This window comes from Sulfurimonas sp. (assembly GCF_023229025.1).
Classification (GTDB): Bacteria; Campylobacterota; Campylobacteria; order Campylobacterales; family Sulfurimonadaceae; genus Sulfurimonas.
In genome coordinates, this window is sequence record NZ_JALOAA010000028.1 from 1 (window position 1) to 21,882 (window position 21,882).

Sequence of the window (21,882 nt, forward strand, 5' to 3'; positions counted from 1 at the left end):
TGGCGTTCTATTTTCACGTTCACCAACTACAAATGTATCACTTAACTCCAAGATTGCATCTTCTAAGCGATCTCTTTTTGCTCTGATTGAAGCTATTTTTTCTTCTATATCTGTAGTTGCAAGCTCAATTGCTTTGCCCATTGCCACAATATATGGAACATTTAAAGTACCAGATCGTCTTCCGCCCATATGTTCACCGCCATGTAAAAGAGGAGTGAGTGGTTGCGAATCTTTGATATATAGTGCGCCTATACCTTTTGGTCCATGGAATTTATGTGCACTTATAGAGAGAAAGTCAACATGTATATCCTGCAAATCGATAGGGATTTTACCTACCGCTTGAACACCGTCAGTGTGAAATAAAACACCCTTCTCTTTACATATCTCGCCTATCTCTTTTATAGGATTTATAACGCCTGTCTCATTTGAAGCCCACATAACGGACACTAGAGCAGTCTTATCCGTAATAAAGCTTTTTACTACATGAGCCTCTACCACACCTTCGTGATTTACCGGAAGATATGTAACCTTTACGCCCTGCTCTTCAAGAGCTTTACACGCAGAGTAGACGGATGGGTGCTCAACCTCGGTTGTGATAATATGGTTCTTATCGCCGTTTACTATATGGTCTAAATAGACCGATTTTAAAACCCAGTTGTTTGATTCGGTTGCACACGATGTAAAGATTATATCATCATTATCACTTGCATTGAGTGCTTTATAGAGCTGATCCATTGCCTTTGTTAGCGCAGGATGAGAAGCTGTTCCAAATTTATGAAGTGAGTTTGGATTTCCATATATCTCACTAAAAAACGGTTGCATCTCCTTTACAACTAATGGATCAACCATTGTCGTAGCATTATTATCTAAATAAACTTGCATATTTAACCTTGTTGAATCGAATTATTTTTAATTAAGACATTTTTTGTCTTGTTTTACTTCTGCTATGATATTAGTTTTGTTATTTGAATAAGCTTAAATGAAGCTGTACTAATTCAATATTTAAGCTATAATTATACATACTATAACAAATCAGGAATACATCATGTGTAATTTTAACAAATATAATAGCGATACGAAAGCATTAATACATATTTTAGTGCAAAAATGCTCCAAGAGCGTCGGAGGAGCCAACTCTCTTTTGGGATTAATAGAAGCCATAAAAGAGAAAAAACCCAATGCTTTAATAGATAGTGCCTGTAAAGTTGACTCCAAAGATCTAAATATAAGATGGAATAAAATAATTTTTAAAGATAAGTTTGATGTTTTAGAAGAGGCTATCGGCTCTCATAAAAGTTTAGAAGATGAAAGTTTTAATATCTTACAAAACGAAAATCAGAAGAAAAAGAAGAAAATATTAAACATGGTAAAGACTTTAGCACCCATTGAGTTTAAAGTAAGCGTTAAAAATAGTGATGAACTTACCGGATTTAGCTTTAAAATATTTGATACTATCAAAGAGGATTGTGCAGAGCTAAACCCTCTTTTTGCCGCAATGTTCTTCTGCTCAACAGAGTATATGAAAAAAGCCCTAAAATATGAAATTTATGACCTAAATACTACTAAAGATTAATAACTCTATACTCCGATGGCTCTAAGCCTTCAACACCATACTCTCCAAAGCGCACTCTATGAAGTGCGACTACCCTGTTTTTTACTGCACCAAACATTCTCTTTACCTGATGGTATCTCCCCTCGCTAATCTCTAATCTTACAAGAGTTGGATTTATTATCTGCATCTTAGCACTTTTAAGCGGCTTTTTTTCGCCGTTTAACATAAGGTTTCCGCTTGCAAAAATCTCCGCTTCATCCCCTCTTAAAGGCTCAGCAAGGGTAACTTCATACACTTTTGAAATCTCACTTTTTGGACTTGTGAGCTTATGATTAAGTGCTCCGTCATCCGTTAATAAAATCGCTCCGGTAGTATCCGCATCTAATCTGCCTACCGTTGAGATTTTTGGATTTCTTCTTTGCCAACGGGGAGGAAGCAGTGAGTAGATAAGCACCCCTGCATCATCATGAGAGCAGACTACACCGCTAGGCTTGTTCATTAAAATAACCAAGCACTCATCATCAAGCCTCTCGCCATCGACCGTTATTTCGTTGTTATAAGCTTTTTGCCTAACATCAAAAACCCTGACCCCATCTACACATACTAAATTTTTACTCAAAAACTTTTTTGCTTCGCTTCTTGAGCAGTATCCTAAACTTGAGAGATGCGCATCCACTCTTTTATAACTCTTTTGCATACTTTTCTACTTTTTTCTCAATATAGCATTTTTTGGGTTAAATTATATACAAAACAAAAATGGGTATAATCGCAAACTTAAATTACATTCTTAAAGGCTTATTATGGCTCAAACTATAACCGAAAAAATATTCTCTGAGCATGTCGGAAAAAAAGTTTTTGCGGGTGAAATAGTCCGCTCCAGCATAGATATGGTTATCGGAAACGATATAACAACACCAATCTCAATCAGTGCTTTTAATCTAAGCGGTGCTACAAAACTTGCAAATCCAGATGGATTTTCTATCGTTCTTGACCACTTCATTCCCGCAAAAGATATCGCAAGTGCAAATCAAGCAAGAATCAGTCGCGACTTTGCAAAAAAGCATAACCTAAAGAACTTTTTTGATGAAAAAGATATGGGAATCGAACACGCACTTCTACCGGAAAAAGGTCTTATAGTCCCCGGGGATGTCATCATCGGTGCAGATAGCCACACATGTACTCACGGCGCACTTGGAGCATTCTCAACCGGTATGGGTTCGACCGACTTAGCTTTTGCCATGATTACTGGCGGAAACTGGTTTAAAGTTCCTGAATCTATAAAAGTAATCTTAAGCGGAAAACCCGGCAAATATACAACCGGAAAAGATATTATCTTAGAGATTATTCGCATGATTGGCGTTGACGGTGCACTTTACAAAACTTTGGAGTTTACCGGAAGCACAATTGAGCATTTAAATATGGATGATAGATTTTCAATGTGTAATATGGCTATAGAAGCGGGTGCAAAAAGCGGAATCGTGGCTTATGATGATGTAACAAAAGAGTTCTTAAGCGATAAAAACTTAGCTCGCAAGCCTAAAATTCACCACTCTGATGCAGATGCCTCTTACTGCCAGACTTTAGAGATTGATGTAGCAAATCTTGAGCCTGTTATTGCTTATCCTTTCTTACCTTCAAACGGACACTCTATAACTCAAGCGGTAAAAGATAACATCAAAATTGATCAAGCTTTCATCGGGAGCTGTACAAATGGAAGATTAGGTGATTTAAAAACTGCTGCAGAGATTTTAAAGGGTAAAAAAGTTCATGAAGATGTTCGTCTAATTGTAACACCGGGAACTCAAAAAATCTTACAAGAGGCGTATAAACTCGGATATATGGACATTATTATAGATGCCGGCGGTGTTGTAAGTAACCCTACATGTGGAGCTTGTCTTGGCGGGTACATGGGGATACTTGGCGATAATGAAGTTGCAGTCTCAACAACAAACCGTAACTTTGTCGGACGCATGGGAAGCAGAAGTTCAAAAGTCTATTTGGCAAACTCGGCAGTTGCTGCCATCTCTGCAATCACCGGTTACATAACAGACCCTAGATAATGTTTGATATACCTTGTGTCATCTTTGCCGGCGGCAAAAGCTCGCGCATGGGAGAGGATAAGTCTCTTCTTCCATTTGCAGGGTTTGATACACTTACACAATTTCAACTCTCAAGGCTAAAAAAAATCTTTAAAACCGTATATATCTCATCTAAAGAGAGCTCAAAATTTAACTTTGATGCCGAGTTCATAAAAGATATAAAAACAGACTCCATCTATGCTCCTACCGCGGGATTTATCTCTGCCTTTAGAGCCTTAAAACATGAGAAGTTTTTTGTCATTAGCGTTGATTCTCCATTTATTACAAAAAAAGAGATAGAAAAAATCATTCAAGCAGATACGCCTGACATAGATGCGACAGTAGCAAAAACTAAAAGCGGCATACAACCAATGTGCGGGATTTATCACCGCTCTCTTGAAAATAAATTTATCGACATGCAAAAAGAGAATAACCACAAACTAGCAAAGTTGCTTCAAGCATCAGAGACTATTTATGTAGAGTTTGAGGATGAAAAACCATTTTTAAATATAAACCACCCTCATGAGTATCAAGAAGCACTGAAACTAATTTAGCATATTTTTTTATCCTTTAGTTGCACTATCTTACATAAAAACAAATCAGTTTTCTTCTGCTATAATATTAAGAAATAAAGCACAAAGAAATAGTAATGAATTTAACGCATTTGGATGAAAACGATAGACCGAAGATGGTAGATGTTTCTGAGAAAAATCAAACAACAAGAGTAGCCGTAGCAAGTGGTATAATAGAGATGAGTCAAGATGCTTATGATGCAATAGTGACGCAAAAAACAAAAAAAGGTCCTGTAGTGCAAACCGCAGTTATTGCTGCTATTATGGGGGTTAAAAAGACAAGCGAGCTTATCCCAATGTGTCATCCTCTAAATTTAAGTGGAATTAATTGTGACGTAGAGGAGCTAAAAGAGCTTCCGGGATTTAAACTTACCGTTACTGCAAAACTCACAGGCCAGACAGGTGTTGAGATGGAGGCACTAACAGGAACAAGCATAGGGCTCTTAACTATTTATGACATGGTAAAAGCGATAGATAAAGCCATGGTTATACGCAATGTCCAATTAGAGAAAAAATCGGGAGGTAAAAGTGGAGATTATCAACGATAGAGAAGAGAAACTGGAGCTTACTTATCCGTGCAGTTGGTGCTACAAACTAATTGCCGGAGAAAAAGAGGCGCTTGAGCAAGCCATACGAGATGTTATATATGAGAGAGAGCATAAGCTTACTCACTCAAACACCAGCAGAAGCGGGAAATATATAAGTATGAACCTAGACATACTTGTACATAATGAAGATGACAGAAATTTCATCTATGAAGCATTAAAAGCTCATCAAAATATAAAAATGGTACTTTAAAAAGGAGTCTAAAATGGGTTTACCGGAACTAAAAAACATTCAACTGCAAGAATTAAATCTTCATGAGATGAGGGATTTAACGACAGATATTATAGACAAAAAGACAAAAAAACTGCGTGATGAGCTTCAAGAACTTCTTGTACAAAAAGAGCTTCTTGAGAAGAGTTTGGAGAGAAAGTCTGCCCAACTTCAAGAAGCAAAGTATACGATTTTTAACGATATAGAGTCTAAGATAGACAAGGATGACGCCCAGACGCTATCGAAGCTTCATCAAATAAAACTTCAATCAATCGATCTCTTTGACATACTTAGCGAAACTGTTGAGGGAGCGATAATAACTGCAATAGAGAAGTCAAAAGATTCTGAAGCAAAAGAGTCTATTCAAGAGGTTATAAAGGAGCTTACATACCAAACAATTAAAGAGGGAACGCTAAACACCATAAGAGTTAGAAAAATTCTCTCTACAATTTTGCACTCAAGCATAGATATAGCAGAAGCTACGCCAAATACGTCCGAAGATATTTTAGAAGCCACACTAAAGGGAATGAGAGCAGGACTGCTTGAGTCCATCGACAGATTCAAAAAAAGGTTGGCATATATGCCTCTGGAAGCAAAACACATTCTTATTGAAGATTATGACACTATCATGGAGGATTTAAACCAAACTGATACTCTCTTTTTACAAGTTGTTCAAACTCAGGCAAACGAGAGCGATCCGACCATAAGAAAAATATTACTAGATCTTAACAAAAAGATGCACTATGACCTCGAAGAGCTAATCTACATCTCAAAAGAGGCAGCTCAGGTCATGAGAGATAGATTCTCTGCGCTTGCAAAAACAGCTGTTAAAAAAGCAGACACTGCACTTAAGTCCGAAACTGCCAAGGAGGCAAAGAGAATGGGAATTCAAGCTTGGGGTGTTGCAAAAACAGCACTTGGAAGTGCCATTAAATCTGCAAAAGGCGTAATTGAGCCAAAGGATAAGCAGTAGCCCCTATGAGTTACTATTTATAATATTTAACAACTCTATCCATCTGCGTACCCATATTTAAAAGAAGCATGTCGGCAACAACCAAAGCCGCCATCGCTTCACAGACTACCGTTCCTCTTATGGCAACACATGGGTCGTGTCGTCCTTTTAGCGAGAACTCAACCTCTCTGTTTTGTGTCGTAACTGTTTTTTGCTCTTTAAAAATTGATGGTGTTGGTTTAAAATATACATTCATAACGATATCTTCGCCGTTACTTATTCCGCCGAGAATTCCGCCAGAGTGATTTGTTACAAAACCCTCTGCTCTAATCTCATCATTGTTTTGTGAGCCACTCATCGATGCCGTTAAAACACCATCGCCTATCTCAACTGCTTTAACGGCATTTATGCCCATCATAGCATCTGCTAGCATTGCGTCTAATTTATAATAAAGCGGCTCTCCAAGACCTTTTGGGGCACCTTTAATCAGTACCCTTGAGACACCGCCTACTGAGTCATGCGCATTTTTTGCATTAAGTATCGCATCTTTTTGCTCCTGCTCTTTATCTACGTCAAGTGCAAATATTATGCTCTCTTTAGCAGCCTCATAATCAAACCTCTGTGACTTAATGCCATCTACCTCACAAATTCCGCTAAAAACTTCAATATCTAACTGCTTTAACATCAGCTTTGCAACGGCACCTGCCGCAACTCTAGCAGCCGTCTCTCTTGCAGAACTTCTGCCTCCTCCTCGGTAATCTCTTATACCGTATTTATAAAAATATGTAAAATCGGCATGACCGGGGCGAAAAATATCTTTGATATTTGAGTAATCTTTTGACTTTTGATTTGTATTGCGTATTAACATCGCAATCGGAGTTCCTGTACTTTTACCCTCAAAAACACCGCTTAATATCTCTACCTTGTCATCCTCTTTTCTTGCAGTCTCAAACTCGCTTTTTCCAGGTTTTCTACGATTAAGTTCACTCTGAATAAACGCCTCATCTATCTCTAGTCCAGCCGGTACTCCATCAAGCAGACACCCGATTGCCACTCCGTGAGACTCTCCAAAAGTGCTAAATCTTAACTTCACTCCAAAACTGTTCACTTCTCTTCCTCATTTAAAAGTTTTACTGCCATCTCTGCAGCTTCTTGTTGGGCAATTTTTTTACTTTTACCTACCGCTCTTGCGTACTCTTTGCTCTCTATGATAACGGCAACTTCAAACTCTTTCTTATGGTCAGGTCCACGACTAGCAATAACTTTGTATTCAGGAGTCTCTCCAAATCTCGCTTGAGTAAGCTCCTGCAGAGTTGTTTTAAAATCTCTAAATAGAGTCTCAAGCGATATCTCTATATGATTTTTCTCTATCAAATCAATTGCTATTTTTCTAGCAACCTCTAAGCCTGACTCTAGATAGATTGCACCCATAACCGCTTCAAAAGCGTTTGAGAGCAGAGATGCCTTCTCCCTGCCACCATTGTTCTCTTCCGCATTTGATAGAAGTATATATTTACCCAAATCTATAGATCTTGCCAACTTCTCAAAACCATCTTCATTTACGAGTGCTGCTCTAATTTTTGAGAGGTTACCCTCATCTGATTTTGGAAATTTAAAAAAGAGATACTCCCCTACAATCAAATCCAAAACCGCATCACCCAAAAATTCAAGTCGCTCATTATCGTAGGGCTGCTTATAGCTCTTATGTGTCAGCGCTTCGATAATAAGCTTCTCATTCTTAAACTTATATCCTAAAGTCTCTTCTAAAAGCTCTCTATTTTTACTCAATTTTGTGCCTCCTTAATCTTTAATGCTTCTGTTTTTGCCAAAATATCACATCTCTCATTTTCAATATGCCCGTTATGCCCTCTAACCCATATTGCATTTATCTTATGCCCTTTTGAAACCTCTATATACTCTGCCCATAAATCAGGATTTTTCACCTTCTTAAAATCCCTCTTTATCCATCCGGTAAGCCACTCATTTATACCTTTGACAACATAAGAGGAGTCAGAGATTATATCAACTTCACATGGTTCTTTAAGCACTTTTAGCCCCTCAATAACAGCCAAAAGCTCCATTCTGTTGTTTGTTGTATGAGCCTCTCCGCCACTAATCTCCCTCTCCTTAGAGCCAAAGCGCAAAATTGTACCATACCCCCCGGGTCCAGGGTTTCCAAGAGCACTACCATCACTGAAAAGAGTTATTTTCTTCACTAAAATCCTTATGATAATCTTTTACTAAAGAGAGTTCTACCATTGAGGTATCAATTGCATGACAGCCGCTACAACGGCTAAAGGCAAATGGATAAGCAGTCTTACAGCTAGTACATATGTACTCAAATCCAAGCGTGGCATTTACCTTAGAGTCAAGATTTATAAGCACATCAAGTTCAAAAATAGAACTCTTTGTTGCCTCTTTTATATACCCTTTTGCCGTGTATAGTTCCCTTAAATAGCCGTTTTGCATTATTATATCAAAATTCAAATCTTTTTTATCGCATCTCCACAGCACATCAACTAGCAACTCTGCTTTTGAGATATCAATATTCTCCCATGCAGCTTTTGGATTTACTCGAAATATATACTCAAATATAAGGTAGGTCAAGTGACTGCTCTTTTTATATATCTCTAAGAGCTTATTTACCTTTTCATCAGAACTCATGAGTGAATCGTTTAAAATAAGCAAAGAGTTAATATAAGCACTCTCTACGGTTATCTCTTTTTTTAGCTCGCTTATTACTTCTAATACCTCAAGGGCTGCACTATAGTCTCTCATCTGCTCATAGACTAAGAGCAGGTAGTTTAAGGCTTGCGGGGTTCGTGGATTGTTTTTTAGTATCTCTAAAAAAATCTGCCTTGCGCGCTCGAGAAAACCGGCCTTAAAATATGTTTTTCCTAACAGAAAAAGGGTGTCTCTGTAGTTAGATTTATCTCCAACCTTTAAGAGTTCACTATATATCTCTATACTTTTCTCATAGTTACCGTTTTTTGCGTATGCGCTTGCCAGAAGCAACCAAGATTTTTCAGAGAGTTCCCCCTTTGTAATCAAGACTTTAAGCTCATTTTGTGACGGCAGAGTATGAAACTGCTTTAAAAACTTATCTAAATGCCTGTAATCCTCTTTTTTCTTAAATTTTGCAAACCAGTAAGAGAAAAAAGTGATAACAAAAATAAGAACAAAAAAGATTATTATCCCAAAAAGCGGGTCACGGAACTCAAGAAAAAAGGTATTCATTATTCGTAAACCACCACTCCGTAATCATTTTTTAAATTATAAAAAGTGCACTCAGGTCCTATCTCCAACTCCTTGATTTTTCCAAGCACAACAATAGAGTTTTTATCTACTTTTATCCCAAACTCCGTAAAAAATTTTTTTATATTTACAAATTTTACATCTTCTACAAACTTATATTCAAACTCCTTATAGAGTCTCATCTTCTCATATGAAAATATTCTTTCATTCACATGTAGCCTATCAGAAGCGTATTTTATAGGTAGGTGCCCCGATAAATCGGTAAGGACACTCTCTACATGCTCATATTTTGAAGGAAGGGTGTTTTTTTGTATAAAAAGATACTTATTGTTAAGTTTTAAATTTCTAGTCTCACTCCAATATTTATATGCAGGATTTGAGACTCCTAACTTTGATGATATCTCTCTCCAAAGCCAGTAAGAATTCAGCGTGTTTGGCAAATTTGACACTCTACTGACTCCTTGAAATTTGATTTGTCTTTATTATATACTCTTTTAGTTAAAAGTTACAAGTCAATTCTCTCAAGGCTGAGTATAATGCGGTATATTAAAAAATTGCCACAACCCATTTTGTTATAAAATATCCACCGACTAACAACCATGCAAACATTAAACCCGAAGTATATACCGGAGCTAGTCCAAGACCTTTAAACTTTGAAAATACAGTACCGATTCCAAGTGCCGTCATTGCCATTGTGAGTAAAAAAGTATCTATCTCATTTATGATGTCAACTATATTTTGGGGAACTATTTGAAGTGAATTAAACCCTGCCATACCTATAAAATATACGGCAAACCAAGGAATCACAAGCTTAACTCCGCCTACACTCGTGCCGCTTTTCTTTGAGCTATATGAGAGGTATATCCCCAAAATGATAAGCATCGGCGCTATCATAATAACCCTTGTCATCTTCACAATTACCGCGGCATTTGCCATATCTTGGCTTGCATTTGGTATAGATGCCGGAACTGCTACAACCTGCGCAACCTCATGAATTGTTCCACCGACATAGATACCAAACTCTTTTGCACTCATATCAAAAACACCCATGTTATATAACAGCGGATATAAAAACATAGATATTGTTCCAAATAAAACAACCATTGAAACCGCAATTGCAGCCTTGTGCTCCTCTGCTTTTAAAACCGGCTCTGTTGCCAAAACTGCAGCAGCACCGCACACAGAAGCTCCTGATGCGCTAAGCATAGAGGTGTCTCTATCCATGTTAAAGAGCCTCTGCCCCGCCCAAGTTCCCAAAATAAAAGTTGTAGAGAGCATAATAAGAGAGACCATAAATCCCTCTACCCCAACTTCGGCAATCTGCTGAAAAGTTATACGAAAACCGTAAAAGACGATTGCAAAGCGTAAAATTTTTTTTCCGGAGAAGGTGATGCCTAAGCTCCACTCTTTTGGAGTTTTATTGTGAAGTGTATTTGCATAAAAAATCCCTAAAACAATCCCGATAACAAGGGGTGAAATACCAAGAGATTTAACAAAATTTATTTCCGATATCATTGTAGCTGCTGCGGCAAAAATTGCCACAAACAAAATACCGCTTAATGTGCCTTTTCTATTCTCTACTGAAAATGCCATTTTGCTCCTTATAGTTCATTTATAAGACAAAACTTATCTACTAAAATTGAATTATATCAAAAAAATATCACATTTTATTTCGAGGATACTAATCTTTTGTATCCTCAATTATATCTGCCCTAGGATAGGTAAAAGTAGCATCTCTAAAGACTACTATCTCCTCATGCTCCAGCGCATAAGCACGAATTTTTATTGGAATTATCGTATCATGCCTTGCATCATCTGAAAGCTCATCATAAGTTCTTAAAACTACGATTTTTTTCTTTTTTACTCCCGGAGTTACAGAGAAAGGCTCTGTGGGCTTTACTATCTCAAGATTCCCTTTTATATCTTTTGGAAGAGTTACATCAAAATAGAAATCCATCTTCTCGTTTTTTGTATTTTGTATCAAAAATACATAAGCGTTATCCACTGCAATCTTACCGTCAGACTCTTTTGATATGGAGTATAGTCTGTTTTCTTTGTTAATATTTAAAAGCATATGCTCTTTTTTGCTTCCCATAATAACCATAGCTATTACCAAACCGACAAGCAATACAATATAAGCTAAAATTTTTGGGCGAAAATATTTTGTTTTCCCCTTTTTATCTATAATCTCATAATCGCTAGACCATGTAACAAGCGAAGGTTTGCCTAGTTTGCCCATTACAACGGTACATGCATCCACACACTCCAGACAGTTTATACACTCAAGCTGAAGACCCTTTCGTATATCTATATGTGTAGGACAAACGGTTACACAACTCTCACATGCCGTACACTCTGCATGCGGCTCAACTTTTTGAAGCTCTTTTTGTTTTGTGAACACCTTCTCCTTATCTTCGTTATAGATATGACCGCCGCGGTTTGTATTATAAAGAGCCATAACCGTATGCTCATCATATAAAACAGACTGAATTCTTGAGTATGGACATACATAGATACAGTAATCTTCTTGTAAAAATACAATGTCATAGATAAGAAAAAGCGCTGAGACTATGAGTGTGCCAAAGAGAATCATGTGATCAAACGGATCAGCCATATAAGCGAAAAAATCTTCCGGTGGAACAAAAAACCATAGAAGGTTTGCACTCGCTACAAACGATAGAACTACCCAGATTAAAATTGCGACTGCTTTTTTTATCTTGTTTTTCAAGATACTCATATCCGGTTCTTGCTGTTTATTCTTTATTCGTTTTCTAAGTTTTAGCAGTTTTGTCTCTATTAAATCACGATAAATTACTCTAAAAATTGTTTGAGGACATATCCAGCCGCAAAAAACACGACCGCCTAAAACAGTCATACCGAATATGCCTAAAAAAAGTATCATAAGTAAAAACGGTAAAAGGTATAGCTCCTGCATATCAAACTCAACAAATGCAAGATGAAGCTTAAGTTTGTCAAAACTTAGTAAAAAAAAGTGACTCTCATTTACTTGTATCCATGGTGTGATTAACGCCACAACCGTTAAAAAAATAAATACATAATATCTATATATTCTCCATGCAGTCGGTATCTTCAGACTGGCATTCTCTTCTTTCATATTAACTCCTGCCTATATTTTGACAACATTATATCAAAATACTATTTTTAATTACATATCATAATAATAATTATAACCAATTAGACTATTTTTAAAAGTCTTTTTTATGTTCTAACTTGCTAGAATAAAATTACTAATTCATTTTAACAAAAGATTTGTTCATGACACCAAAAAAGTATATCTTAAAAACTATAAAAAAGAGACCTCTTATCATTGATGGGGCTATGGGTACTCAGCTTCAACAGCGAGACGAGAAAATTCCAAAGGAGGCGTGGGAAGGTAATGAGGGATGTAATGAACTCCTAAATGTAACCTCTCCTGAAGTTTTAAGTGAGATTTTTCATGCTTACCTTAGTGCCGGAGCAGACCTCATTACAACAAATACCTTTGGCTCCTTCTCTTGGGTTTTAGATGAGTATGGACTTGGTAATCGTGCCTATGAGTTAACAAAAGCGGGTGCGGCACTTGTTAAAAAAGAGTGCGAAAAGTTCAGCACCCCTGAGCATCCAAGGTTTGTTTTAGGCTCAATTGGTCCAGGAACAAAACTCCCGTCTCTTGGACATATAACTTATGATGAGATGTTTGAAGGCTATACTGAATTTTGTCTAGCACTTATCGACGGTGGAGTAGATGTATTCTTGCTTGAGACATGCCAAGACCCGCTTCAAATCAAAGCCGCTCTTCATGCATGCGAGGAGGCTTCTAGACAAAGAGAAGTGGAGATTCCTATCATGATCTCCGTTACCATAGAGCTAAGCGGAACCATGCTTATAGGAACAGATGCTTCAACGATAGCTACTATTTTAGAGCCTTTTGACATCTTAAGCCTTGGTTTTAACTGCGGAACAGGGCCTGAGCAGATTGAAAAACATGTAAAAACATTAAGTGAACTTTGGCATAAACCCATTAGTGTTCACGCAAACGCAGGACTTCCACAAAACCGCGGAGGTTATACCTACTACCCTATGGGACCCGATGAGTTTGCCGACAAGCAGGAGAACTTTTTAAAATATGACGGTGTAAGCTTTTTAGGAGGCTGCTGTGGAACTACACCTCAACATATCCGTGCTTTAGTAGATAGAGTCAGCAAGACTCTTCCAAAAGAGCCATCAGGATCTCAAGAGAACTCTCTTGCTTCACTCTTTAATACAGTCTCCTTATCTCAAGAATCTTCTGTTTTGCTTGTGGGAGAGAGAAGCAACGCAACAGGCTCTAAAGCGTTTCGTGAACTTCTTTTAGCGGAGGATTATGAGGGGACTCTAAGCGTTGCTCAACAGCAGGTAAGAGTAGGCGCACATGTGCTTGATGTAAGTGTTGGTTTTGCGGGTCGTGATGAGACAAAAGATATGAACAGCGTCATGAGTCTCTATGCTCAAAAGATAGCACTTCCACTTATGCCCGACTCTACTCAGACGGCTGCTCTTGAAGAAGCACTTAAGCTAATCGGGGGAAAACCTATAATTAACTCCGTTAATCTTGAGGACGGTATTGAAAAGTTTGATACTATATGCCGGCTAGCTAAAAAGTTTGGAGCCGCACTTGTTTGTCTAACTATAGATGAGATTGGGATGGCAAAAACTCTTGAGAGAAAACTTGAAGTGGCAGAGCGTATCTATGAACTTGCTACAAAAAAACATGGTATTAAGCCGGAGAATTTAGTTTTTGACCTGCTTACATTTACTCTTGGAAGCGGGGATGCTGAGTATGTTGATGCCGGTATAAACACTATTGAAGCGATAAGAGAGCTCCGTAAAAGACATCCCGAAGTCGGAGCAATTCTAGGGCTCTCCAACATCTCTTTTGGGCTAGACAAAGATGCTCGCCCATATCTTAACTCTATGTTTCTACATCACTGTATAGAAGCAGGGCTTACAAGCGTTATCATAAATGTTCAGCACATTATCCCTATCAATAAAATCTCCAAAATCGACCAAGAGATATGCGATAATCTTATCTTTAACCGTAAGCCGAATTCTGAGGCTCTTTTTGAGTTTATTGAGCACTTTAGCACAAAAGAAGCAACTGATAATCAAGCGGTAGATGAAGCTTACCTAGCTATGAGTGATGAAGAAAAAATTGCAAAACTTCTAATGGACGGCGACAAAGATAGAATGATTCCTCTTGTAGAAGAAGCGCGTCATACAATCGCACCACAAAAAATAGTCAACGAGATCCTAATAGATGCTATGAAAGTAGTAGGAGAGCTCTTTGGCTCGGGGCAGATGCAGCTGCCGTTTGTTCTTCAAAGCGCGGAGACTATGAAAAAAACAGTTGATTATCTAAACCCTTACTTACCAAAAATCGACAAAAAAGTTGATACAACATTAATTCTTGGAACAGTCAAAGGCGATGTACATGACGTTGGTAAAAATCTAGTAGATATTATTCTCTCAAACAACGGTTACAAAGTAGTAAACTTAGGTATAAAAGTCGAGCTTGATGATTTTGTAAAAACACTTAAAGAGTCAAATGCAGACGCAATCGGCATGAGCGGACTTTTGGTCAAATCAACTCAAGTCATGAAAGATAACCTAGAGGCTCTTCAAAGAGAGGGAATCAAAACTCCTATTCTCTTAGGTGGTGCCGCACTTACTCGCTCCTTTATAGATGATTTCTGCCGCCCATATTATGACGGTCCGATCTTTTACTGTAAAGATGCGTTTGACGGCGTAACTGCCATGAGCCGAATTGAGGCTAAAAATTTTGATACAGATCTCCATGGCAAAGATAACGAAGAGAAGATTGTAAAAGTAAAAGAGAAGGTAATTATTCCACCATTTGAGGAGCTTAAGATGCCCTCACGTGATGTTGCAGTTCCGACTCCGCCATTTTGGGGCAGACGTGAACTAAAGCTAACTTCACAACAAGTTGAAATGGCATTTGAGTGGATTAACCATAAGCTTCTTTTTAAATCTCGTTGGGGATATAGCTCAAAAGGAATGACAAAAGAGGCGTATCAAAAGCAGCTTGATGAGGTTGTGTGGCCGGCGTATGAGAGACTAAAGGCGCAGTTTATTGACGAAAAACTCTTTGAGCCTACCATTATTTACGGTTACTGGCCGTGTAGAAGCGATGATGATACTCTGCTTATATTTGATGAGAGTGAAGGGTACAATAGCCAGAGCGAAATAAATCGTGAAACGCTTAATGAAGTTATAGGCAGAGCAAAAGAGAAGTTCACATTTCCAAGACAGTCAAAACAGCCTCACCGCGCACTTAGCGACTTTTTTCATAGAGATAGACATGACGTCGTAGCCTTTACATGTGTAAGCGCTGGCTCAAAACTTAGCGAATTTGAGAGAGAGATTTATGCGAGAGGCGAATATACTGAGTATTATCAGTTTCATGGTCTTGGAGTCGAACTAGCTGAAGCACTTGCTGAGATAGCCCACAAGCAGATAAGATTAGATTTAAATATCTCTGATGGCGAAGGAAGCAGTCTAAGCGATGTTCAGATGAATAGATACCAAGGCTCCAGATACTCGTTTGGTTACGCGGCATGTCCGGATCTTGAGCTTAACCGCCCTCTTTTTAACCTTCTTCATCCTGAAGAGTTTGGAATTGAGCTAAGTGAGACATTTCAGATTCATCCGGAGCAGTCAACTTCGGCATTAGTTGTCTATCATCCAAATGCAACCTACTATAATGTGTGACTTTTTGTATTTATGTTTAAAAATTGTCATTAGTTGACATATTTAATACTTTCTTGGTGCAATATAGTAATATAATGGCTCAAACAAAAAGAAGGATTTAAAGATGAAAAAAATGCAATTAGTAATTGTGTCGATACTCTTAGGAGTAAGCTCGTTATTTGGCGGGGTTTATAATGTAGATCCCTCCCATACCAATGTTGCCTTCTCGGTAAAACATATGATGATTAGTACGGTTAACGGAGAGTTTCAGAAGTTTGACGGTAGTTTTGAGCTAGAAGATGAGACAAATAAGCTTGTTGCTTTGAGTGGTGAAATGGATGTTGAGTCCATAAATACAAATATTGCAAAAAGAGATGCACACCTAAAATCAGATGAAATTTTTAATGCAGAGATGTATCCAAAAGTGACTTTTGTTCTTGATAGTGTCAAAGATGATAAAGCTTACGGAAAACTAACTATAAAGGGCACAACTAAAGATGTTGCACTTGATTATGAGTTTGGCGGCACTATTACCGATCCATGGGGAAGACAAAGAGCGGGTCTTAGCCTAAGCGGAAAAATAGATAGAAGAGATTATGACATTACTTGGAATCAAGCGCTAGAAGCAGGCGGGGTTGTTGTTAGCGAAATAGTTAAGCTAAACATAGAGATACAAGGTATCTTAAAAGCAGAGGATGATTTTTAATCACTAAATTACCTTTGTAGTTGGGGCACTGCCCTAACCTCTTCTTCTATAACTCAACGCCTCAAGAACATGCCTCTTTTGAACTATGTCACTCTTATCTAAATCTGCAATCGTTAATGAAACTTTCTGAATCTTTTTTATGCTCCTAAACGACAAAGCAAACCGTTTTACAGCCATCTCTAAGACATCTTTTGCTTCGCTATCTAGTATGCAGTAGTTATCTATCTCACTATCACTAAGCTTTGCCGTAAAACTTTTTTGCCCTCTTAAAAGTGCTCTTTTATGCACCTCTATAACTTGATTATGCATCTCTTGTGAGCTTATAGTCGCTCTATCCTTTGAGGTTACCTGCTGCATAACAACACATAAATCAACTCTATCCAAGAATGGCTCAGAGAGTCTGTTTTTATATCTCTGCACCTCAAGGTCACTGCATCTGCACTCTTTTTGCTCATTTAAAAGATTACCGCATGGGCACGGATTCATGGCGCTTACAAATAGAAAATCGCTAGGGTACTCAACCTTTGTATTTACCCTTGATATTCTTATCTTATTATCTTGTAGCGGCTCTCTTAGGGCTTCAAGCACACCTCTTGAGAAGTGCGGAAGTTCATCAAAAAACAGAACCCCTCTATGCGCCAAGCCAACCTCTCCAATCCTAGCTTTATAGCTTCCACCCCCAAATACACTTGCCGTAGTAGATGAGTGGTGAGGAGCTCTGTAGCTCCTAAGCGGTTTAAAGGTAGGCTCTTTTGCTTCAAGGGCATCAAGTTTCGCTATATCCAATATCTCATCACTACTAAGTGGAGGCAAAATGTATCTAAGCCTTTGCGCAATCATACTTTTTCCGCATCCGGGACTTCCCTCTAAAAGCAGATTATGAAATCCGGCAGCGCTGATTAATGCGGCTCTTTTTGCAACCTCTTGACCCTTAACATCTGAGAAATCCTCGATATAGTTATTGTCAAAATAGTACTCTTTCTCATTAATTTTATAAGATGGATACTCTATTTTTTTATAGCTGCAGTTTGGTACTGCATTAGCGGACTCTTTTAATAGCTCTATAGCTTCACCTAGTCTCTTAACTCCATAAAATTCTATATTTGGAATTTTAGATAGCTTCTCAAGGCTTTCAAACGGAACAACTGCTTTTTTAATAATCTTTTGATTTGCAAGCGAAAGCAGAAGCGGATAGAGCTGAATATTCTCCTTTATTGTTCCATCAAGCCCCAACTCCCCAAATACAAACCAATCACTCAAATCATCCTCTAAATAATCAAGTGCAATCAGCAGAGCCATGCTTAAATCAAACTGGCTTCCCTCTTTTTTCACGTCACTCGGAGCAAGATTAATAGTAATTCTTTTTGGGGGAAATGTAAACTCATTGCTTAGTAGCGCAGATTTAACACGCTCTTTTGCTTCATTAATTGAAGCACTTGCCATGCCCACAACACTAAATGAGGGAAGACCTTTTGTAAGAGTGGACTCGACATGAACAACTTTTGCTTCCACGCCTTCATAAGTAGCACAAGAGACCATTTTCATAGCATCAACCTTTAGGGAACAAGATACCCTTTACTAAATTGATATAATCATACTGTTTATAGTTTTAAATAGTAAAAAATATGGCATATTGTCATAAAAAACTATAATTTATGGAGTTTTTTCTCTTTTTGCATCCTCTTGTACTCTTTTTCAAACTTCTTTCTTCTTGAGTATGAGAGTTTGTCTATAAATAAAATACCGTCTAAATGATCGATTTCATGTTGAATTGCAATGCTTAATAGGTTGTCAGCTTCAATGATTTTTGTATTTCCATCTCTATCTTGATAGTTAACAGTTATGCTCTCATATCTATTAATATCTTCATAAAAACTCGGTACACTTAAGCACCCCTCTTGGTATGTTGTTACCCCGCTTGTGTGTGTGATAACCGGGTTTATCATCTCAATTAGAGTATCTACTGATTGTTCATCATTCTCATCTGGGATATTAATAAGCAGAGCTCTTTTTGTATGTCCTACTTGAATTGCAGCCAATCCTATGCCGTTTGAGCCTATCATAGTCTCATACATGTCATCAAGAAGTTGGTGCAGCTCTTTATTGAACACCTCAATGCTCTTTGACTTCTCTTTTAATTTTTTATCTGGATATTCTACTATTTTTAATTTCATTATTTTTATATATACTACTAACTATTTCTCAGTAAAACCGCATAGTCTAGATTGGGATTTTCATACGCCTTTTCAACACCATCCATTGAACTTACTATAATCTCCTCTACAGAGTGATTCTCAGTAACATTAGTAACTCCGATAGATATTTTAAGCTGTATCTCGCGATCTCCTAAGAAGAAATTACTGTTTGAGACAAGTTCACATAGCCTCTCACTTGCTTTTTTTGCACTCTCAATATCTGTATGTTTTAAAAGCATTGTAAAGACTCCGTTGCCGTAGTGCGCTACAGTATCGCTTCTTCTTGAGGTTTTTAGAAGAAGTCTTGCCACGGTTTTAGTCATAAGCATTATCGCTTTTTCATTAGTTACGCTTGCTTTAAGGTCACGGGATAGTTCAATCATGATAAGAGAACTTTTATGTTTAAACTTTTTAATAAGTTCTATCTCTTGTTCTATTTTTGTCATCAGATATCGCTTATTATAAACACCGTATTGATTATCAAAAATAGTCTCATTCTCAACATTTTTTATTATTTTTGCTGTTTCATCATACGTCGTTTTAATAGTACCGCTCTGCTTTTTTAAAATCTCGTTAAGCTTTACTATATCAGATCCTAAAGATGCCGCAACACCTTGTACAGCCTGATTATCCGAGCTTGCTTCTAGCTCTTTTTTTCTTTTATCAAGTATTTTTGTCATCAAAGACATATTTTTGTATAGGCTAGCAGTAACGCCAAGAATATTTTTAATTGATGAAAACCCCTGCTTTAAGCTCTGCTCAAGCATAATACTATTTTCATCTTCATTATTCTCTTCAAGCTCAAGCACAGAAACAATATGGCTTCGTGTATTTTGACTCTTCTCTTCTAAGAGTCTATCAAAATATAGAGAAAAGTTATTTGGAGTCGGCGGCAATCCATCTTTTAGGAGTGCATTTAAGACCTCCCTTGAATAGGTCTCTAACTCACTCTCCGGCTCTTTGGTTACCTCTTTATCTGTTACCGCAGCCGATGGTTTTGCATCCTTGGTGCTTCGACGTCTACTTCTTAAAGCTCCTGACATACCGTCTCCTTCAAATTACTAATCTTTACTTTTTTTTACCAAAACTTCGTCGATTATTCCGTAAGCTTTTGACTCTTTAGCACTCATAAAGTTATCTCTATCGGTATCTTTTTCAACTTTTTTAATATCTTGACCTGTATTCTTTGCCAAAATCTCATTTAGCTCCTCTTTCATTCTGAGGATCTCTTTTGCTTGAATTGCGATATCTGTTGCTTGACCTTGAGCACCGCCTAGAGGCTGATGAATCATAATTCTTGCATGCGGAAGTGCATATCTTTTGCCTTTTTCTCCGCTTGAGAGTAAAAAAGCTCCCATAGATGCTGCTTGACCTACACATATCGTAGTTACATCCGGACGAATATAATTCATTGTGTCATATATTGCCATTCCGGCAGTAACAACACCACCGGGAGAGTTTATATAAAAATATATATCTTTCTCCGGCTCTTCAGCCTCTAAAAAAAGCATCTGCGCTACAATAGATGAAGCAACTGCATCATTTACCTCTCCGCTTAGCATTATAATTCTATCTTTTAAAAGACGAGAATATATATCGTAAGAGCGTTCGCCGCGTGCTGTTTTTTCAACTACGTAAGGGACATAACTCATCTTACTTAAGCTTCTTTCATCTTAGAGTTAAGAATTTGCGTAAGAACCTTATCCTCAACCATTGACATTTGAATAGCAGGTAAATAACCTGCCTCTTTATATTTATCATATGCCATTTTAGGATCTTGTCCCATCTGCATTGCTTCATAATAGATAGTCTGCATAACTTCATTCTCATCAACTTTAACGCCCTCAGCAGTAGCAAGCGCGTCAATAATAAATGTAGCTCTTACGCTTCTTTGTGCCTCTTCACGGAAAGTATCACGAAGTTTCTCTAGTTTATCACTATTTTCGCGAAGCTCTTTTATCTCATCTTCACTCATCGTACTTGCTTTTTTGTTTAGTGAAACATCAATCTCTTGCTCAACAACAAACTCAGGAAGATCAAAATCAAACTTAGCTACAAAAGTCTCTAAAAGTGCCGGTTTTAGCTCTTCGTTGTAAAGCTTTGCTACCGTTTCATTCTCTAGCTGAGCTCTTACCTGCTTCTTTAGATTATCTAAGCTTTTATCATCTTGTCCGGCAAGTAATTTTTCAGCAAGCGCATCATCAATCTCTACTTTTGCTTTCTCTTGAATATTGCTAAGCGTGACTTTAAACTCAGCATCTTTGCCTGCTAATTTATCAGAGCCGTAGTTCTCGGGGAAAGTAACTTTTATAACTTTCTCTTCGCCTATTTTCATCCCGATAACCTGATCCTCAAAACCGGGAATAAACTGACCGGAACCAAGAACAAGAGCAAACTCTTTTGCTGCACCGCCCTCAAATAGCTCTCCATCAATTGAGCCTTCAAAATCAATTATAGCGCTGTCGCCTTTTCTTGCCATTCTTTTTCTTTTAAGATCAACGAACTTGCCTTGAGAATCGGCTATTTTTTCTAATCTCTCTTCAACCTCTTTATCAGTCACTACCGGCTTATCAAAAGCATCAACCATATCTTTGTATTTATCAAGATTTATTTCAGGTCTCATAGCAATTTTAACCGTAACTTCAATGCTATCTGCATTTTTTACAAAGTTTGCAATGTTTGGCTCCCCTATTAGTGAATCCATGCTTATTTTTAGCTCATCGAGTCCTCTATTTAAAACATCACGCAACGCTTCTGATTCTGCATCTTGAACTAGGCGCTCCCCATACTGTTTTTTAACTACTGCCACAGGAACTTTACCTTTGCGGAATCCTTGCACAGAGGCAGTTTTTGTTAAATTTTTAGCTATTTTTTCTATGTTTGCGTCAATTGTCTCTTTTGGAATGTTGGCTTCTATCTGAGCATTTGCACTATTAATTTTATTTGTTTTGATTTTCATCAATTTCCTTTATTTGAGTTTTTCTTTATTATAGTTATGTAACTATTATT

The 21,882-nt window shown here is 37.6% G+C and carries 22 protein-coding genes; 8 read left to right on the forward strand and 14 right to left on the reverse strand.

All coding sequences use genetic code 11. From position 1 onward, the window contains the following. Positions 1-882, reverse strand: an 882-nt coding sequence (locus tag M0Q20_RS07710; RefSeq protein ID WP_295060164.1) for an aminotransferase class V-fold PLP-dependent enzyme, incomplete at its 3' end; no start/stop codon positions are given. Positions 883-1,045: 163 nt separating this feature from the next. On the opposite strand from M0Q20_RS07710, the gene M0Q20_RS07715 reads away from it, so the two are divergent. After that, complete coding sequence (locus tag M0Q20_RS07715) at positions 1,046-1,573, forward strand: hypothetical protein (protein ID WP_295060167.1); 528 nt, start codon at positions 1,046-1,048, stop codon at positions 1,571-1,573. On the opposite strand, the gene M0Q20_RS07720 is transcribed toward M0Q20_RS07715, so the two are convergent. After that, a complete protein-coding gene (locus tag M0Q20_RS07720) occupies positions 1,563-2,249 on the reverse strand; it encodes a pseudouridine synthase (RefSeq protein WP_295060168.1) in 687 nt (228 codons plus the stop codon). The two genes, M0Q20_RS07715 and M0Q20_RS07720, sit on opposite strands and share 11 nt — an antisense overlap. A 103-nt stretch (positions 2,250-2,352) precedes the next feature. On the opposite strand from M0Q20_RS07720, the gene M0Q20_RS07725 reads away from it, so the two are divergent. The 5 genes from M0Q20_RS07725 to M0Q20_RS07745 all read left to right on the forward strand — a co-directional run bounded on the left by M0Q20_RS07725 (position 2,353) and on the right by M0Q20_RS07745 (position 5,991). Then, a complete protein-coding gene (locus M0Q20_RS07725) occupies positions 2,353-3,612 on the forward strand; it encodes a 3-isopropylmalate dehydratase large subunit (RefSeq protein WP_295060169.1) in 1,260 nt (419 codons plus the stop codon). Continuing rightward, positions 3,612-4,184, forward strand: coding sequence for a molybdenum cofactor guanylyltransferase MobA (mobA, locus tag M0Q20_RS07730; protein ID WP_295060171.1), 573 nt, complete (start codon positions 3,612-3,614; stop codon positions 4,182-4,184). Before M0Q20_RS07725 ends, mobA begins: the two co-directional genes overlap by 1 nt. A gap of 95 nt (positions 4,185-4,279) precedes the next feature. Continuing rightward, positions 4,280-4,750 (forward strand): cyclic pyranopterin monophosphate synthase MoaC, encoded by a 471-nt coding sequence (gene moaC, locus M0Q20_RS07735; RefSeq protein WP_295060174.1) that lies wholly within the window; start codon positions 4,280-4,282, stop codon positions 4,748-4,750. Further along, the gene (locus M0Q20_RS07740; RefSeq protein WP_295060177.1) at positions 4,731-5,000 is read left to right on the forward strand and encodes a DUF493 domain-containing protein; all 270 of its coding nucleotides are present in this window, start codon (positions 4,731-4,733) and stop codon (positions 4,998-5,000) included. Before moaC ends, M0Q20_RS07740 begins: the two co-directional genes overlap by 20 nt. Before the next feature lie 13 nt (positions 5,001-5,013). After that, positions 5,014-5,991, forward strand: a complete 978-nt coding sequence (locus tag M0Q20_RS07745; protein ID WP_295060180.1) for a DUF6781 family protein — start codon at positions 5,014-5,016, stop codon at positions 5,989-5,991. A gap of 13 nt (positions 5,992-6,004) precedes the next feature. Here M0Q20_RS07745 and aroC read toward each other — a convergent pair whose 3' ends face one another. From aroC to ccoG, 7 genes are all read right to left on the reverse strand, one after another. Continuing rightward, positions 6,005-7,078 (reverse strand): chorismate synthase, encoded by a 1,074-nt coding sequence (gene aroC, locus M0Q20_RS07750; protein ID WP_295060182.1) that lies wholly within the window; start codon positions 7,076-7,078, stop codon positions 6,005-6,007. After that, the gene (rnc, locus tag M0Q20_RS07755; protein ID WP_295060185.1) at positions 7,075-7,758 is read right to left on the reverse strand and encodes a ribonuclease III; all 684 of its coding nucleotides are present in this window, start codon (positions 7,756-7,758) and stop codon (positions 7,075-7,077) included. The genes aroC and rnc overlap by 4 nt, the downstream gene beginning before the upstream one ends. Beyond that, complete coding sequence (rnhA, locus tag M0Q20_RS07760; RefSeq protein WP_295060188.1) at positions 7,755-8,186, reverse strand: ribonuclease HI; 432 nt, start codon at positions 8,184-8,186, stop codon at positions 7,755-7,757. The genes rnc and rnhA overlap by 4 nt, the downstream gene beginning before the upstream one ends. Next, a complete protein-coding gene (locus tag M0Q20_RS07765) occupies positions 8,161-9,207 on the reverse strand; it encodes a tetratricopeptide repeat protein (RefSeq protein ID WP_295060191.1) in 1,047 nt (348 codons plus the stop codon). Before M0Q20_RS07765 ends, rnhA begins: the two co-directional genes overlap by 26 nt. Beyond that, positions 9,207-9,674 (reverse strand): hypothetical protein, encoded by a 468-nt coding sequence (locus tag M0Q20_RS07770; protein ID WP_295060194.1) that lies wholly within the window; start codon positions 9,672-9,674, stop codon positions 9,207-9,209. Before M0Q20_RS07770 ends, M0Q20_RS07765 begins: the two co-directional genes overlap by 1 nt. Before the next feature lie 97 nt (positions 9,675-9,771). Continuing rightward, positions 9,772-10,818, reverse strand: a complete 1,047-nt coding sequence (locus M0Q20_RS07775) for a YeiH family protein (protein ID WP_295060197.1) — start codon at positions 10,816-10,818, stop codon at positions 9,772-9,774. An 88-nt stretch (positions 10,819-10,906) separates the two neighbouring features. After that, the gene (ccoG, locus tag M0Q20_RS07780) at positions 10,907-12,340 is read right to left on the reverse strand and encodes a cytochrome c oxidase accessory protein CcoG (RefSeq protein WP_295060199.1); all 1,434 of its coding nucleotides are present in this window, start codon (positions 12,338-12,340) and stop codon (positions 10,907-10,909) included. 161 nt (positions 12,341-12,501) lie between these two features. On the opposite strand from ccoG, the gene metH reads away from it, so the two are divergent. Next, positions 12,502-15,993, forward strand: coding sequence for a methionine synthase (gene metH, locus M0Q20_RS07785; protein WP_295060201.1), 3,492 nt, complete (start codon positions 12,502-12,504; stop codon positions 15,991-15,993). 103 nt (positions 15,994-16,096) lie between these two features. Next, positions 16,097-16,678, forward strand: coding sequence for a YceI family protein (locus tag M0Q20_RS07790; RefSeq protein ID WP_295060204.1), 582 nt, complete (start codon positions 16,097-16,099; stop codon positions 16,676-16,678). Positions 16,679-16,711: 33 nt separating this feature from the next. Here the strand turns inward: M0Q20_RS07790 and M0Q20_RS07795 are convergent, their stop codons facing one another. The 5 genes from M0Q20_RS07795 to tig form a co-directional block, all read right to left on the reverse strand. After that, positions 16,712-18,223, reverse strand: a complete 1,512-nt coding sequence (locus tag M0Q20_RS07795) for a YifB family Mg chelatase-like AAA ATPase (protein WP_295060206.1) — start codon at positions 18,221-18,223, stop codon at positions 16,712-16,714. A 101-nt stretch (positions 18,224-18,324) separates the two neighbouring features. Next, positions 18,325-18,852, reverse strand: a complete 528-nt coding sequence (gene def, locus M0Q20_RS07800) for a peptide deformylase (protein ID WP_295060210.1) — start codon at positions 18,850-18,852, stop codon at positions 18,325-18,327. Positions 18,853-18,869: 17 nt separating this feature from the next. Beyond that, the gene (locus tag M0Q20_RS07805; RefSeq protein WP_295060212.1) at positions 18,870-19,916 is read right to left on the reverse strand and encodes a GGDEF domain-containing protein; all 1,047 of its coding nucleotides are present in this window, start codon (positions 19,914-19,916) and stop codon (positions 18,870-18,872) included. Between the two features lie 18 nt (positions 19,917-19,934). After that, on the reverse strand, positions 19,935-20,525 hold the full coding sequence (gene clpP / locus M0Q20_RS07810) for an ATP-dependent Clp endopeptidase proteolytic subunit ClpP (RefSeq protein ID WP_295060215.1): 591 nt from the start codon (positions 20,523-20,525) through the stop codon (positions 19,935-19,937). 5 nt (positions 20,526-20,530) lie between these two features. After that, a complete protein-coding gene (gene tig / locus M0Q20_RS07815; protein WP_295060218.1) occupies positions 20,531-21,832 on the reverse strand; it encodes a trigger factor in 1,302 nt (433 codons plus the stop codon). Between the last annotated feature and the right edge of the window lie 50 nt (positions 21,833-21,882).

Bases quoted from the DNA above. Each gene is read 5' to 3' on its own strand.
- M0Q20_RS07775 (WP_295060197.1), bottom strand. From the start codon at position 10,818: ATGGCATTTTCAGTAGAGAATAGAAAAGGCACATTAAGCGGTATTTTG.
- clpP (WP_295060215.1), bottom strand. From the start codon at position 20,525: ATGAGTTATGTCCCTTACGTAGTTGAAAAAACAGCACGCGGCGAACGC.
- M0Q20_RS07745 (WP_295060180.1), top strand. From the start codon at position 5,014: ATGGGTTTACCGGAACTAAAAAACATTCAACTGCAAGAATTAAATCTT.
- mobA (WP_295060171.1), top strand. From the start codon at position 3,612: ATGTTTGATATACCTTGTGTCATCTTTGCCGGCGGCAAAAGCTCGCGC.
- tig (WP_295060218.1), bottom strand. From the start codon at position 21,832: ATGAAAATCAAAACAAATAAAATTAATAGTGCAAATGCTCAGATAGAA.
- M0Q20_RS07805 (WP_295060212.1), bottom strand. From the start codon at position 19,916: ATGTCAGGAGCTTTAAGAAGTAGACGTCGAAGCACCAAGGATGCAAAA.
- def (WP_295060210.1), bottom strand. From the start codon at position 18,852: ATGAAATTAAAAATAGTAGAATATCCAGATAAAAAATTAAAAGAGAAG.
- M0Q20_RS07795 (WP_295060206.1), bottom strand. From the start codon at position 18,223: ATGAAAATGGTCTCTTGTGCTACTTATGAAGGCGTGGAAGCAAAAGTT.
- M0Q20_RS07725 (WP_295060169.1), top strand. From the start codon at position 2,353: ATGGCTCAAACTATAACCGAAAAAATATTCTCTGAGCATGTCGGAAAA.
- M0Q20_RS07765 (WP_295060191.1), bottom strand. From the start codon at position 9,207: ATGAATACCTTTTTTCTTGAGTTCCGTGACCCGCTTTTTGGGATAATA.
- M0Q20_RS07715 (WP_295060167.1), top strand. From the start codon at position 1,046: ATGTGTAATTTTAACAAATATAATAGCGATACGAAAGCATTAATACAT.
- moaC (WP_295060174.1), top strand. From the start codon at position 4,280: ATGAATTTAACGCATTTGGATGAAAACGATAGACCGAAGATGGTAGAT.
- M0Q20_RS07720 (WP_295060168.1), bottom strand. From the start codon at position 2,249: ATGCAAAAGAGTTATAAAAGAGTGGATGCGCATCTCTCAAGTTTAGGA.
- metH (WP_295060201.1), top strand. From the start codon at position 12,502: ATGACACCAAAAAAGTATATCTTAAAAACTATAAAAAAGAGACCTCTT.
- ccoG (WP_295060199.1), bottom strand. From the start codon at position 12,340: ATGAAAGAAGAGAATGCCAGTCTGAAGATACCGACTGCATGGAGAATA.
- M0Q20_RS07790 (WP_295060204.1), top strand. From the start codon at position 16,097: ATGAAAAAAATGCAATTAGTAATTGTGTCGATACTCTTAGGAGTAAGC.